General features: G+C 58.5%; 14 protein-coding genes. 5 read left to right on the forward strand and 9 right to left on the reverse strand.

Going from position 1 to position 14301, the window contains the following annotated elements:
* Positions 1-5 precede the first annotated feature (5 nt).
* From hisF to hisB, 5 genes are read right to left on the reverse strand one after another with little or no spacing between them, the layout of a single operon-like run.
* The gene (gene hisF, locus ACRQ1B_RS27010) at positions 6-794 is read right to left on the reverse strand and encodes an imidazole glycerol phosphate synthase subunit HisF (protein ID WP_432297252.1); all 789 of its coding nucleotides are present in this window, start codon (positions 792-794) and stop codon (positions 6-8) included.
* Positions 791-1534, reverse strand: coding sequence for a 1-(5-phosphoribosyl)-5-[(5-phosphoribosylamino)methylideneamino]imidazole-4-carboxamide isomerase (gene hisA / locus ACRQ1B_RS27015; protein WP_432297280.1), 744 nt, complete (start codon positions 1532-1534; stop codon positions 791-793). The genes hisF and hisA overlap by 4 nt, the downstream gene beginning before the upstream one ends.
* Positions 1534-2184 carry an imidazole glycerol phosphate synthase subunit HisH gene (gene hisH, locus ACRQ1B_RS27020; protein ID WP_432297253.1) on the reverse strand — a complete coding sequence of 217 codons (651 nt, stop codon included), beginning with the start codon at positions 2182-2184 and terminating at the stop codon, positions 1534-1536. The genes hisA and hisH overlap by 1 nt, the downstream gene beginning before the upstream one ends.
* A complete protein-coding gene (locus ACRQ1B_RS27025) occupies positions 2184-2666 on the reverse strand; it encodes a DUF2628 domain-containing protein (RefSeq protein WP_432297254.1) in 483 nt (160 codons plus the stop codon). Before ACRQ1B_RS27025 ends, hisH begins: the two co-directional genes overlap by 1 nt.
* Before the next feature lie 20 nt (positions 2667-2686).
* Complete coding sequence (gene hisB / locus ACRQ1B_RS27030; RefSeq protein ID WP_432297255.1) at positions 2687-3295, reverse strand: imidazoleglycerol-phosphate dehydratase HisB; 609 nt, start codon at positions 3293-3295, stop codon at positions 2687-2689.
* Between the two features lie 179 nt (positions 3296-3474).
* On the opposite strand from hisB, the gene hslV reads away from it, so the two are divergent.
* From hslV to ACRQ1B_RS27050, 4 genes are all read left to right on the forward strand, one after another.
* On the forward strand, positions 3475-4002 hold the full coding sequence (gene hslV, locus ACRQ1B_RS27035; RefSeq protein WP_432297257.1) for an ATP-dependent protease subunit HslV: 528 nt from the start codon (positions 3475-3477) through the stop codon (positions 4000-4002).
* A gap of 75 nt (positions 4003-4077) precedes the next feature.
* The gene (hslU, locus tag ACRQ1B_RS27040) at positions 4078-5388 is read left to right on the forward strand and encodes an ATP-dependent protease ATPase subunit HslU (RefSeq protein ID WP_432297258.1); all 1311 of its coding nucleotides are present in this window, start codon (positions 4078-4080) and stop codon (positions 5386-5388) included.
* A 174-nt stretch (positions 5389-5562) separates the two neighbouring features.
* Complete coding sequence (locus ACRQ1B_RS27045; RefSeq protein ID WP_432297259.1) at positions 5563-6519, forward strand: DUF1402 family protein; 957 nt, start codon at positions 5563-5565, stop codon at positions 6517-6519.
* A gap of 37 nt (positions 6520-6556) precedes the next feature.
* A complete protein-coding gene (locus tag ACRQ1B_RS27050; protein ID WP_432297260.1) occupies positions 6557-7954 on the forward strand; it encodes a cytochrome P450 in 1398 nt (465 codons plus the stop codon).
* A 54-nt stretch (positions 7955-8008) separates the two neighbouring features.
* Here ACRQ1B_RS27050 and ACRQ1B_RS27055 read toward each other — a convergent pair whose 3' ends face one another.
* Positions 8009-8680, reverse strand: coding sequence for a L,D-transpeptidase (locus ACRQ1B_RS27055; protein ID WP_432297262.1), 672 nt, complete (start codon positions 8678-8680; stop codon positions 8009-8011).
* Between the two features lie 191 nt (positions 8681-8871).
* Between ACRQ1B_RS27055 and ACRQ1B_RS27060 the strand changes: the two genes are divergently transcribed.
* A complete protein-coding gene (locus tag ACRQ1B_RS27060; RefSeq protein WP_432297264.1) occupies positions 8872-9360 on the forward strand; it encodes an MmcB family DNA repair protein in 489 nt (162 codons plus the stop codon).
* Here the strand turns inward: ACRQ1B_RS27060 and ACRQ1B_RS27065 are convergent, their stop codons facing one another.
* The 3 genes from ACRQ1B_RS27065 to hrpB all read right to left on the reverse strand — a co-directional run bounded on the left by ACRQ1B_RS27065 (position 9361) and on the right by hrpB (position 13829).
* Positions 9361-9942, reverse strand: a complete 582-nt coding sequence (locus ACRQ1B_RS27065) for an ActR/PrrA/RegA family redox response regulator transcription factor (RefSeq protein WP_432297265.1) — start codon at positions 9940-9942, stop codon at positions 9361-9363.
* A 102-nt stretch (positions 9943-10044) separates the two neighbouring features.
* Positions 10045-11358, reverse strand: coding sequence for an ActS/PrrB/RegB family redox-sensitive histidine kinase (locus ACRQ1B_RS27070; protein ID WP_432297267.1), 1314 nt, complete (start codon positions 11356-11358; stop codon positions 10045-10047).
* A 2-nt stretch (positions 11359-11360) separates the two neighbouring features.
* Positions 11361-13829: an ATP-dependent helicase HrpB gene (gene hrpB, locus ACRQ1B_RS27075; RefSeq protein ID WP_432297282.1), complete on the reverse strand. Its 2469-nt coding sequence runs from the start codon at positions 13827-13829 to the stop codon at positions 11361-11363.
* Positions 13830-14301 lie beyond the last annotated feature (472 nt).

Consider the following 14301-nt stretch of genomic DNA (forward strand, 5'->3'; position numbering starts at 1 on the left):
TCCCGTCAGTCCAGCCGCATGGCAATGCCATGGTCGGTCATATAGCGCTTTGCCTCGCCAATCGTATAGGTGCCGAAGTGGAAAATCGAAGCGGCCAGAACGGCGGTCGCATGGCCGTCCTTCACGCCGGCGACGAGATCGTCCAGCGTGCCGACACCACCGGATGCGATGACCGGCACACGCACCGCATCGGCGATCGCGCGGGTCAGTTCCAGATCATAGCCGACCTTGGTGCCGTCACGGTCCATCGAAGTCACCAGCAATTCGCCGGCGCCGCGTTCGACCATGCGAGCGGCAAATTCGACGGCATCGATGCCCGTCGCATTGCGGCCGCCATGGGTATAGATTTCCCATTCGCTGCGGTTGTCACCGCCAACCGATTGCGTCAGGCGACGCTTGGCATCGATCGAAACGACAATGCACTGGTTGCCGAACTTGTCGGCGGCCTCAGCCACGAAATCGGGATTGTTCACCGCCGCCGAATTGATCGACACCTTGTCGGCACCGGCAAGCAGCAGTTTGCGGATATCACCGACGGAGCGCACACCGCCTCCGACCGTCAGCGGCATGAAACAATGATCGGCGGTGCGAGCCACAACGTCGAAAATCGTGTCTCGATTGTCCGAGGATGCGGTGATGTCGAGAAAGCAGAGTTCATCGGCACCGGCCGCATCATAGGCTTTGGCGGCTTCTACCGGGTCACCGGCATCGATCAGGTCGACAAAGTTGACGCCTTTGACGACACGGCCGTCCTTGACGTCGAGACAGGGAATGACGCGAGCCTTGAGGGTCATGCCGTCGCTCCCTTGGCTGCCCGGATCAGGGCCAGGGCCTCGTCCGGGTTGATACGGCCGTCATAGAGCGCACGGCCGGAAATCGCGCCTTCGAGTTTTTGTGCATCCGGTTCCAGCATCCGGCGGATATCGTCCATGGAGGCAAGACCACCCGAGGCGATCACCGGAATGGAAACGGCATCGGCAAGCTCCAGCGTGGAATCCCAGTTGATACCGGCCAGAATGCCGTCGCGATCGATATCGGTATAGATGATCGCCGAAACACCGGCGCCTTCGAATTTTTTTGCAAGCTCGATGACGCCGAGTTCGGACGCCTCAGCCCAGCCTTCTACGGCTACCTTGCCGCCCTTGGCATCGATGCCGACGGCGACCTGTCCGGGAAAACGTGTGCAGGCTTCCAGCACGAGGTTCGGATCACGCACGGCAACAGTGCCGAGGATGACGCGGGCAAGCCCGCGCGACAGCCACGCCTCGATATGATCGAGCGTACGGATGCCGCCGCCGAGCTGAACCGGGTTCTTGGTCGCTTTCAGGATCGCGTCGACGGCATCACCGTTGACCGTCTCGCCGGCGAACGCGCCATTAAGATCGACTACATGCAGCCATTCAAACCCCTGATCCTCGAAGGCTTTTGCCTGCGCGCCGGGGTCGGTGTTGTAGACAGTGGCCTGTTCCATGTCGCCGAGTTTCAGGCGCACGCACTGGCCGTCCTTAAGATCGATAGCCGGGAAAAGAATCATCACGGAGCCCATTTCATGAAGTTGGCGATCAGGGCGAGGCCAAGCGCCTGGCTCTTTTCCGGGTGGAATTGCGATCCGACCATGTTGTCGCGGCCGACAAAGGCGGTCATCGCGCCACCGTAATTGGTGGTGGCGATGACATCATGGCCATTGCGGGCGGCAAGATGGTAGGAATGCACGAAATAGGCATGCAACCCGTCGGGACCTGTCGGGATGCCATCGAAGATCGGGTGGCTGGTTTTCAGATCCAGCGTATTCCATCCGATCTGCGGAATTTTCAGGCTCGGGTCGGAAGGTGCCATCTCCACGACGTCACCTTCTATCCATCCAAAGCCTTCGGTGACCGTCTTTTCAAGGCCGCGTGACGACATCAGCTGCATGCCGACGCAGATGCCGAGGAAGGGATGTGCCTTCTTCTCCACCACTTCGAGCAGCGCCTCATGCATGCCGTCAACAGCCGCAAGGCCGGCACGGCAATCGGCATAGGCGCCAACGCCGGGCAGAACGATCCTGTCGGCGGAGGCGATCGCTTCCGGCCTGTCTGTCAGGTCGATCGTGGCATCAATTCCGGCTTCATGCGCGGCGCGTTCGAATGCCTTGGTGGCGGATCGCAGGTTTCCCGATCCGTAGTCGATGATGGCAACGCGCATCAGCGTGCTCCAGTATTGTCGAAAAGACCAAGCGCGGGTGCACTCCAGCCTTGTGTCGATGAAGAATTCGGTTTGGCCCAGTCGGATGCCGCAGGCAGGGAGGCTGCAACGGGTTCAGGCAGATCGGCGAAGAACATCTCTTCGGCCGTTGCCAGATCCGGTGCTGTTTCCAGTCCCGCCACATGCCAGCCTCCGGCAATCAGATGGCGGATATGGAGATGGCCACCTTCAAGCGCAACCAGCGCATGGATGGCGAGGATTGCCAGCAGGCCCGCTGTGCCGAGCCCCGGCTGCCGCATGAGGAAAATTGCAAGACATTCGGCGACAAAGACAACGAAAGCCGCAAACCACATGCGACGCGACAGAAGCCAGATCCACGGCAGAAGCATCGCAGACCAGATAAAACGATCGGCGATGAAAAGCGTCGATGCGTGATCCCGGTCAGCTCCCCCAGGTGGCGTCAATACGGTATAGCTGATCACGAAACCTCCTTAAGGCCCGATCAGACGAGCGTTCCCTTGGTGGATGGTACGCGGTCGGCCTGACGCGCGTCGATTTCGGTCGCGGTGCGCAGCACCCGAGCCACTGCCTTGAAGCAGGTCTCGGCGATATGGTGGTTGTTGGCGCCGTAATGGTTCAGCACATGCAGGGTAATGCCGGCATTCTGGGCGAGCGCCTGAAAGAATTCGCGCACCAGTTCGGTATCGAACGTGCCGATCTTGGGGGCGCTGAAGGCGACGTTCCAGACGAGGAAAGGACGGCCGGACAGATCGACGGCAGCCTTGGTCATAGTTTCGTCCATGGCCAGATCGAGCGAAGCGTAACGGGTAATGCCGCGACGGTCGCCCAGCGCCTTGGAAATCGCCTGGCCGATGGCAATGCCGGTATCCTCGACCGAATGGTGGTCGTCGATATGCAGATCGCCCTTCACGTCGATGTCCATGTCGATCAGCGAATGTCGGCTGAGCTGCTCCAGCATATGGTCGAAGAAGCCGATGCCCGAGCTGATCTTCGACGTGCCCGTGCCGTCGAGATTGACGGTAACGGAAATCGCCGTCTCGTTCGTCTTGCGGGAAACCGTTGCGGTTCGGCTGTCTTTGGCGGCGGCCATAGAACGCTCCATACTGGAAATATTGCGGTTCCTTATCAGGGGGGCGCTGAAATATCCAGAACGGCAAGGTCATAAAAGCGCAGCATTTGCATTCGCGATTTGCCCACTTACATAGAACCCAACCGGCCATCGGAGGCCGAATTCAAAGAGCCCGTCCAAGCGGGCAGACAGGTGTTTCTATGACAACAATCATCACGGTGCGGAAAGGCGGAAAGGTGATCATGGCCGGAGACGGTCAGGTGAGCCTCGGCCAGACCGTCATGAAGGGCAATGCGCGCAAGGTACGTCGCATCGGCAAGGGCGGCGAAGTGATTGCCGGTTTTGCGGGCGCGACTGCGGATGCCTTCACACTTCTCGACCGTCTCGAAAAGAAGCTAGAACAATATCCCGGCCAGTTGATGCGCGCCGCCGTCGAACTCGCCAAGGACTGGCGCACCGACCGTTATCTGCGCCACCTCGAGGCGATGATGCTGGTGGCCGACAAGTCGATCACGCTGGCGATCACCGGCAATGGCGACGTTTTGGAGCCTGAACACGGCACCGTCGCCATCGGTTCGGGCGGCAACTACGCCTTTGCAGCGGCTCGAGCCCTGATGGACACGGACAAATCGGCAGACGAGATTGCCAAGACGGCGCTCGAAATCGCTGCCGATATCTGCGTCTACACCAACCATAATATCGTGGTCGAAAGCCTCGACGCCGAATAACTGCATTCCAATGTCATGGACCCTTGGCGCCGGGCCGTAACGGCCGGAGCCACAGAGGGGGCCGAAAGGAAGACAATGACCAATTTTTCTCCCAGAGAAACCGTCTCCGAACTCGATCGCTACATCATCGGCCAGCACGAGGCCAAGCGCGCGGTAGCGATCGCGCTGCGCAACCGCTGGCGCCGTCAGCAGCTCGAAGAGGGCCTGCGCGATGAAGTCATGCCCAAAAATATCCTGATGATCGGCCCGACCGGCGTCGGCAAGACGGAAATCTCTCGTCGTCTGGCAAAGCTGGCCGGCGCGCCCTTCATCAAGGTCGAAGCCACGAAATTCACCGAGGTCGGTTATGTCGGCCGCGATGTCGAGCAGATTATTCGCGACCTCGTCGAAATCGGTATCGGCCTTGTGCGTGAAAAGAAGCGCTCGGAAGTGCAGGCCAAGGCGCATATGAGCGCCGAGGAGCGTGTACTCGACGCACTGGTCGGCTCGACCGCTTCGCCCGCCACCCGCGATAATTTCCGCAAGAAGCTGCGCGCAGGTGAACTGGACGACAAGGAAATCGATATCGAGGTATCCGACACAGGTGCTGGCATGCCTGGTGGTTTCGAGATCCCCGGCATGCCGGGCGCCAATATCGGCGTTCTGAACCTGTCCGAAATGTTCGGCAAGGCCATGGGCGGCCGTACCAAGAAGGTGCGCACCACCGTTCAAAAATCCTATGGTGAACTGATCCGTGATGAATCCGACAAGCTGATTGACAACGAAGTCATCCAGCGTGAGGCGGTTCGGTCGGTCGAGAATGACGGCATCGTTTTCCTCGACGAGATCGACAAGATCGCGGCGCGCGACGGTGGCATGGGTGCCGGCGTGTCGCGTGAAGGCGTACAGCGCGACCTGCTGCCGCTGGTCGAAGGCACGACGGTGTCGACCAAATATGGTCCGGTCAAAACCGACCATATCCTGTTCATCGCCTCTGGTGCTTTCCACGTTTCCAAGCCGTCGGATCTTCTGCCGGAATTGCAGGGCCGCCTGCCGATCCGTGTCGAGCTTCGGCCGCTGGTCAAGGAAGATTTCCGCCGCATCCTGACGGAAACCGAAGCCAGCCTCATCCGCCAGTACAAGGCGTTGATGGGAACGGAAGATGTCAGCCTCGACTTCACCGATGATGCCATCGATGCGCTGGCCGATGTAGCTGTTCATTTGAACTCGTCGGTCGAAAATATCGGCGCTCGCCGACTGCAGACCGTGATGGAGCGTGTGCTGGACGAAATTTCGTTCACGGCACCCGACCAGGGCGGCACGTCGATCACGATCGATGCGGAGTATGTGCGAAAACATGTCGGCGATATCGCAGCCGATGCCGATCTGTCACGTTACATCCTCTAAAAGGCGTGGCAGCCGGGCCACTGTCCGGCTGCACTCTTCAAACTGTGATGGCTTTTTGAGCGTTGAAAGCTCGACAGCGCGCCTACCTTTCACGTAAAGCAGGCGCGTTTTACTGAAAAGCGCTGGCTCCTTCCGCAGATCTGCCCAGGATCGCCGAGCGATCGGCAGGAGACGATGTTGCGAAATCATACCGGTAAATCCGCCTTTACAGGCTTCGTCCTGACTTTGTCCTTGCTGGCGTGGTGCGCGCCGACGCCGGCATTGGCGGATACTGTCGTTCCTCCGGGCAATCGCAATATCGAACAGCCGAAAATTCCGGGCGCATCGGTTCGCCGCACCCGCGCTGGCCGCACCACGTTCGATGACAAATACGACAAGATCCGTGAACTCCTGGCGACCGACAAATCTCTGATCGCCAAGATCAAGTCAACGGCACGCACCTATGGGATCGATCCGATCCATATGGTGGGCGCCATCGTTGGCGAACATACTTACAATGTCGATGCCTATGATCGTCTGCAGAGCTATTACGTGAAAGCCGCCGCTTATGCCGGCAACAGTTTCCGTTTCGGCTACAAGGACGAGAGTATCGCCGATTTTGTCGGTCGTCCGGAATTCTCCGGGTGCAATGGCATCAGCGATTCGTATCGTCTGTGGTCTTGCCGCGAAAACGTCTGGGAAAAGATGTTTCGCGATAAAAAAGTCGGCAGCAATGCCTATCCCGACAATCGCTTCAGCGCTGTCTTCTTCCAGCCCTTCTATGCGGGCCAGACTTTTGGCCTCGGGCAGATCAACCCGCTGACGGCTTTGATGCAGTCCGACATGGTCGCCAAAAAATCCGGTTATTCCAAGCTGGATGAAAACGATGCCGGCGAGGTCTATCGGGCCATCATGGATCCTGACAAATCGCTTGCCTATATGGCGGCCACGATCCGCCGCTCGATCGATGATTATTCGTCCATTGCCGATGTCGATATCAGCAACAATCCCGGTATCACCGCCACGCTTTATAATACTGGCGGTTCGGCACAGCGTGCTGCGGCACTCAAGGCTCGTGGCGGCCTGCCGGAAGAGAATTATTACGGCTGGCTGGTCAACGACAAGCTTGCCGATTTGAAATCGCTTCTCTGAAGACTGATATAGATCCTCATATGAAGGAGGATCGCTGATGGACATGCGTCCCGAACCTTTCGTTCCGCCGGCACCTGTGCCCCGCACCGTGCCGCCATCGTGGCTGGAAATCATCCGCACGGTCTTGCGCAATCCGCTCGAGTTGTGGGGGCAGCCATCCTACACTCTCCCCTGGATCGATACAAAATTTTTCCAGGAGCGGACGCTCATCATCAACGATCCTGGCCTGATCCGGCATGTGCTGGTGGATAACGCCGCCAATTACGAAATGTCGGAAATTCGCCAACTCATCCTGCGGCCGATCCTGCGGGATGGATTGCTGACCGCGGAAGGGCAGGTCTGGAAGCGTTCACGCAAGGCCATGGCGCCGGTGTTCACGCCCCGCCACGCCAAGGGTTTCGCCGGGCAGATGCTGGCAAAGTCGGAAGAGTATGCGGAAAAATATGCGGATGTCGGTTCTGCCGGCCGCGTCCACGACGTTTCGGTCGATATGACCGAACTTGCCTTTGCCATCCTGTCCGAAACGCTGTTTTCCGGTGACATCATCTCCGAAACCAGCAACTTTTCTGATGATGTCGATCAGCTTTTGCACCGCATGGGTCGCGTCGATCCGATGGACCTTTTGCGAGCCCCGTCGTGGGTGCCGCGGATCACGCGTATCGGCGGCAAGCGGGTGCTCGACAAATTCAGGGAAATCGTGCGCAACACGATGGAGCACAGAAAGGCGAAGATAGCGGCCAATCCGGCCGACGCGCCGCAGGATTTCCTGACGCTGCTCCTGCAACAGGCCGGGCCGGATGGGCTGACGCTCGACGAGATTGAGGACAATATTCTGACCTTCATCGGCGCGGGCCACGAGACCACGGCCCGTGCGCTTGCCTGGACGCTTTATTGCGTGGCACAATCGCCACATATCCGACAGGCCATGGAAGAAGAAGTCGATCGAATTGTCGCAAGTGGGGCTGAGCCGGTGGAATGGCTGGACCTGATGCCGAATGTTCGCGCGGCCTTTGAAGAAGCTCTCCGCCTCTATCCGCCAGCGCCATCGATCAACCGTGCTGCTATCAAGGACGACAGCTGGAATTCACCGGATGGCAAGACGGTGGAGATTGCGGCCGGCACGACCGCGCTCGTCATGCCGTGGACGCTGCATCGCCACGAGCTTTATTGGGAAAAGCCACGTGCATTCATGCCGGAACGATTCCTGCCGGAAAATCGCGGCAATATCAGCCGGTTCCAATATCTGCCCTTCGGCGCGGGCCCGCGTGTCTGTATTGGCGCCACCTTTGCGATGCAGGAGGCGGTCATTGCCCTAGCCGTTCTGATGAAACGTTACCGCTTCGATGTAACGCCGCAAACAGACCCATGGCCTGTGCAGAAGCTGACGACGCAGCCGCGGGATGGATTGCCGATGCGTGTGACGCTGCGCAATTGACAACAAAAAAGCGGCCCGATTTCCCGAGCCGCTTCGTTTGTGCGTATCATCCGATTACTGGATCACGACGACCTTGGTCTGGCGACCGGGCTGAACCCGGCGGTAGAGATCGATCACATCCTGGTTGATCATGCGAATGCAGCCCGACGAAGCAGCGGTGCCGATCGAAGCCCATTCCGGCGTGCCGTGAAGGCGGAACAGCGTGTCCTGACCCTTTTCGTTGAAAAGATACATGGCGCGTGCACCGAGCGGATTGTTGAGGCCCGGGCCCATGCCGGCTTCGACATATTTTGCGATGTCCGGTTTACGAGCTGCCATTTCCTTCGGCGGATGCCAGTTCGGCCATTCCTGCTTCCAGGCAACATAGGCTTCGCCAGCCCAGGCAAAACCCTGCTTGCCGACGCCGATGCCGTAACGAACGGCCTTGCCGCGCGGCAGGATATAATAAAGGAAGCGCTCGCGCGTGTTCACGATGATCGTGCCGGGACGTTCGGCCGTGTCGAAGCTGACGATCTGGCGATGAAACTTCTTGTCTAGACGGCTGATCGGGATGGCGGGCAGCGTGTAACCTGCATCGGTGACGCTGCTGTAGGAATCTGTGAAGATTTCCGAGGTTTCGACAGTCGCCGGGGCATTGGAAGCCACCTTTGTTTCAGACGTCGTGGAGCAGCCTGCCAAGGCCAACAGGGCCAAGCCGGAAGCGATCATGCTGGTGCGGATGCGCATGGATTTCTCTTGGAAATGAAGATTGTGAACCGAAGATGAAACGCTCACCTTTGATCGCCGTTATTTGCCATTACATTAGGCTTTGCAAGATGCCGCGATGCGTCAGACGTACGCTATCGCACAATTGAAAAGGTCATGACCTTTTTGCAACATTGTCGGGAGGCCGGCGAGATTCGCAGCAGATATTCACTATGACTATTATCAGCCTCGGAAATGAAAACCCACTGGTCGATGGCCGGCAGTCGGTCCGGGCCATGATGGTGCGACGCGGTATGCAGATTTTATTGAACGATATGCGCCATGCGGTCATTCCGGAACTGTCGCTGGCCAGCGGCCGTCGCGCTGACCTGATCAGCATATCGGACAAGGGCGAGATCTGGATCGTCGAGATCAAAACCTCGATCGAGGATTTTCGCGTTGATCGCAAATGGCCCGATTACCGGCATCATTGCGATCGGCTGTTTTTCGCCACCCATAAGGATGTGCCGCTCGATATCTTTCCGGAAGACTGCGGGCTGTTTCTCTCGGATGGTTATGGCAGCCACCTGCTGCGCGAGGCGCCGGAACATCGGCTAGCGCCGGCAACGCGCAAATCCGTCATGCTTAATTTTGCGCGTGCAGCCGCCCAACGCCTGATGATGGCGGAATGGGCGACCGGCAAGTCTTTCGACGAACTCTGATTATTTCGGCGCGCGTTTTGCCAGAATGCGCTGCAACGTGCGGCGATGCATGTTGAGGCGGCGGGCCGTCTCCGAAACATTGCGCTCGCACATTTCATACACTCGCTGGATATGTTCCCAACGGACGCGATCCGCAGACATCGGGTTTTCCGGCACATCGGCCTTTTCGCCCGGCCTTTGAGTTAGCGCGTTGAAAACCTCATCCGCATCGGCCGGCTTGGACAGATAATCGACAGCGCCAAGCTTTACGGCAGTGACCGCGGTTGCGATGTTGCCGTAACCAGTCAGCATGATCACGCGCGTATCCGTACGGCTTTCGCGAATGGCTTCTATGACATCAAGACCATTGCCGTCGCCCAGTCTGAGATCGACCACCGCATATTTCGGCGGCCGGATTTTCGACTTGGCGATGCCCTCGGTAACGGATTCCGCCACTTCGACCTCAAAACCGCGGGTTTCCATCGCACGCGCCAAACGTCTCAAAAACGGGCCATCGTCATCGACGATCAGAAGCGATGCATCGGGGCCAATATAATCTGCCGTATCCAAAGTGCCTTGCGGCTCATTCCTGTCTGCAATCATAATTTTCGTCTCCGCAGGCCTTTTTGCCCACTGTTTAATGCGTCCGTTATCGTCTTTTGCAGTCGATCGGTAAAGTCAATTTACCCGTATTCCTGTCAGCCTTCATTGATCTGCTTCCATCCGCCAGCGCGGCCATTCGATGTGGACACGGGCGCCAGTGCCGTCGCCTTGACTATTGTCAAATTCCAGCGTCGCGCCGGAGCGTTCAAGAAGTGTCTTGGCGATAAAGAGACCAAGTCCGAGGCCGCCGGCACGATCCTGAGATGTCGGCCGGCTGCTCATATAGGGTTCGCCGATCCTTAGCAGCACATCGGGCGCAAATCCCTGACCATCATCCTCGATCGTCACCGCCACTTTTTCGGCATTGTGCTCCACTGTGAGAACGACGGTGTCATTGGCATAATCGACGGCATTTTCGATGAGATTGCCCAGTCCATACAAAATACCCGCATTGCGGTTGCCAACGGGTTCTCCGTTGCGGGTATTTTTTTCCACCAGCCTGATGGTGATGCCGAATTGTCGATGCGGCGCCGTTACCTCTTCTATCAAGGAAGAGAGCGGGAGACGCCGCATATGCTCTTCGTCATCGGTGGAAAGTGAAGTCAGCCGCCGGAGAATGTCGCGACAACGTTCGCTTTGGCTCCGCAGCAGTGCCACGTCTTCGCTGTATCTGTCATCGTTGCCGAGTTCACGCTCCATTTCCTTGGCAACGACTGTGATCGTCGCCAGCGGTGTGCCGAGTTCATGCGCCGCCGCCGCCGCCAGACCGTCCAGCTGCGAAAGGTGTTTTTCACGCTCAAGGACAAGCTCTGTCGCCGCCAGCGCGTCGGCAAGCTGGGTCGCTTCATGTGAAACACGGTAGGCATAAAAAGCGGCAAATGACATCATGGATGCAATCGCGCACCAGACACCCAGTTGCATGACTGGCTCGACCTCTAGGGCGTCGTCCGGATACCACGGCACGGAATAGGGCGTGAAAACCAGCGCGGTTGTGCAGATGACCGCAAAGACCAGCAGAGCCAGCGAAGGCACGAGCGGCTGCGATGCAAAAGAGATAATGACCGGCACGCAGATCAACGGCGCAAACGGATTGGCAAGACCACCGGTAATGAACAGCAGCCCGGCCATCTGTAGGAGATCGAAACCGAGTAGCGCGAATGCGGCAGTCGGCTCGAGACGATGTGTCGGCGCGAAACGATAGGACAGAAACAGGTTGGCGGCAGCCAGCGCGGCAATGAGGATCACCGCTTCCATAAGCGGCAGCGGAAAATTCAGCAATTGCCAGACGATTAGTACTGTGACGCTCTGGCCGGCAACCGCGAGCCAACGCAATCGCACCAGGGTCTGCAGGCGAATACGCCGGCTGGTATCGCCGAACTGGGCGTGTCGGAGGGAAGATCTTTCTGCAATGCTCATTGTCACGTTCCACGTGGTTTGGCGCGGTTGGTCGGCGCGGCTGCCGCCGGATCTTCCGGCCATGGGTGTCGCGGATAACGCCCGCGCATGTCAGCTCTGACATCTTTCCAGGAGCCTGACCAGAAGCCCGTCAGATCACGGGTTGTCTGGATCGGCCGATGTGCAGGCGATGTCAATTCCAGCAGCAGCGGCAGTCGTCCCCCAGCGATGGAAGGGTGTTTCGTCAGGCCGAAAAGTTCCTGCACCCGAATTGTCAGGGCCGGTTCCTCGCCGTCGTAACGGATAGGATGTCGCTGGCCGGTCGGTGCCACGAAATGGCTCGGTGCCATTCTGGCAAGATCCTGAAGTATTTCGTGCGGAAGCATCGACCGCAAGCCTTCGCTAAGGCTCGCCTGATCGATAGCGCCAAGGCTGGTCTTCCCAGTTTGAAAAGGCACGAACCAATCATCGAGCCTGGCCAGCAAGGCGTCATCACTGACATCCGGCCAAGGCGAGCCGATCGTCCTGTTGAGGAAACCGATGCGATCGCGCAGTTGGGTCACGTCCTTGCCGAATTCGACAGCGGACAATCCGAGTTGCCTTATGCCATCGGCCAGTGCCTCGGCCGCTGCAGACCCGCTTGGGCGGGGGAGGGGTGATTCTTCCAGCACCACGGCGCCGATCCGTACCACACGCCGCGCTCTGATCTGCCGGCCGGCCGCGTCGAAAAAATTCTCGTCACGGCGTTCGACAAGCACGGCAAGCTGGGTCTCGGCTTGTGCGCGATCTACTTCGGCCGCGGCCAGCACACGTGCTTGTCCGGCGCGACCTGTCAGGTCGGCAACGACGAGCATTCGGGCGCCAGCCAGACGCTCCGTCTCGGGTAGAACGGCGCCGCGCCCGTTGACCATCACAAACCGACCATATCCGCCGCGCTGTAATGCGAGACGATCGGGGTAAGCATGCAGAAGCAACGCGCCGGCATGCATTGGCGGGGCGTCACGCTCGGCTCCGGGCAGCGATTTCATGATCCGGTCGGATAGCCGTCGTGCGGCCTCAGCGCGGTTATTCCTTTCATGTTCGAAATGCCGCAGCCGATCATCGAGGTCGATCGCGTTGCCGCCCAGTCCCTGTTCCGTCATCAATACTGCAAGCCTGCATGCCTGTCGCGCATGGCCATCCTCTGCACCTGCGATTGCCATCGCGGCCAGCCTTGGCGGAAGGGCAAGGTCTCGCATCAGTCGGCCTTTTGCGGTCAGCGCGTCGGAAGCATCGAGCGCACCGAGCATGCGAAGTAATTGCCGGGCTTCGGAAAGGGCAGGTGCCGGCGGCTGGTCCAGAAATGCCAGAGACGATGGATCGCGAACACCCCAATGGGCCATGTCGAGAGCAAGGCTGGACAGATCGCTGGAAAGGATTTGTGCCGGTGCAAAAGGCGGGAGTGATGCCGTCTGGCCCCGATGCCAAAGACGGATCGCAATACCCGGTTCCATGCGCCCCGCTCGCCCGGCCCTCTGATCCGCCGCGGCCTGCGAAACGCGCGTTGTCTCCAGCCGTGTGATTCCGGTCGATGGCTCGAACACCGGAAGTCTTTGTCGCCCGCTATCGATCACGATCCGCACACCATCTATGGTGACGGAGGTTTCGGCAATCGAGGTGGCCAGCACGACCTTGCGCTTTCCGGGCGATGACGGGCTTATGGCAAGATCCTGCTCTTTCTGCGAAAGATTACCGAACAGCGGCACGATTGACGTGTCGGCGCCAAACATGCCTTCCAGCCGCCCGGCGGTCCTCACGATTTCCGCCTGGCCAGGAAGAAAGGCAAGAATCGAGCCGGTTTCTACACGGTGGCTTTCTATAATCGCTTGCACCACGGCGTCTTCTATCCGCTCCCCACTCGGGCGATCCTTGTAACGGATCTCGACCGGAAAGGCGCGGCCCTCACTGCGGATCATCGGCGCGTCCTGCATCAACTCACTGATGCGCTCGATATCGAGTGTCGCCGACATGACGATGATCCGCAAATCGTCCCGCAGCCCCATCTGTACATCCAGCGCGAGGGCGAGACCGAAGTCCGCGTCCAGCGAGCGCTCGTGAAATTCGTCGAATAACACCGCCGAAACACCCTTGAGTTCGGGATCCTCCAATATCATGCGGGCAAAAACACCTTCGGTGACCACTTCTATACGCGTCTGTGAGGAAACGCGATTGTCCAGGCGCATCCGATAACCGACCGTATCACCAACCTGCTGGTTGAGGAGGAAGGCCATGCGGCCCGCTGCAGCCCGGGCAGCCAGCCGGCGTGGCTCAAGCAGAATGATTTTGCCCGAGCACCAGTCTTGTTCCAGAAGAAAGAGAGGAACCAAAGTCGTCTTTCCGGCGCCGGGCGGCGCTGCCAGCACAACACGGTTGCCATGTCGAAAAGCCTTTTCGATCTGCGGCAACGTTTCTCGGATTGGCAGGTCTGGCAGATTTTTAACGGAAATCGACAGGGCTGACATTGATCAGACTTTCTATGCGGCAAAATGGACGTGAGAAATGCCGTTCCAGCGCCGTAAACGCAACCACAGCAGAAAAAAGCCGACCATTCGCCTTGTGTTGTAAGGGTTTTGAGTTCTTCGGGCAAAAAACATGACAATTTTGCAAAAGCGGTGTTGACTTGGAAATGCGTGTTCGCCTATAACCCGGTCACTGACGAGGGCGGCGGCGCTGCTGGCGACGAAGTCTCTCGTTCTAAAGAAAGCCACGACAGATTAGCGTAATGCTGGTTGGGACCGAGTTTCGGTTTGGTCCTCGAATTTGTGTCTTTGGGTTTTTGTGACGGCGGTGTTTTGGCATTGGTCGTCTGTTCTTTGACAATTGAATATGAGAAGAAAGAGAAACGTGGTCGGCGGTCTCGCTGATTGAAAATCGCAAGATTTTCAATCGTTGGAAGACGAAAATGACGGTCACGTTTTGATTATG

Origin of the sequence: Endobacterium panacihumi (assembly GCF_050847465.1) — a bacterium.
Taxonomy (GTDB): Bacteria; Pseudomonadota; Alphaproteobacteria; order Rhizobiales; family Rhizobiaceae; genus Neorhizobium; species Neorhizobium panacihumi.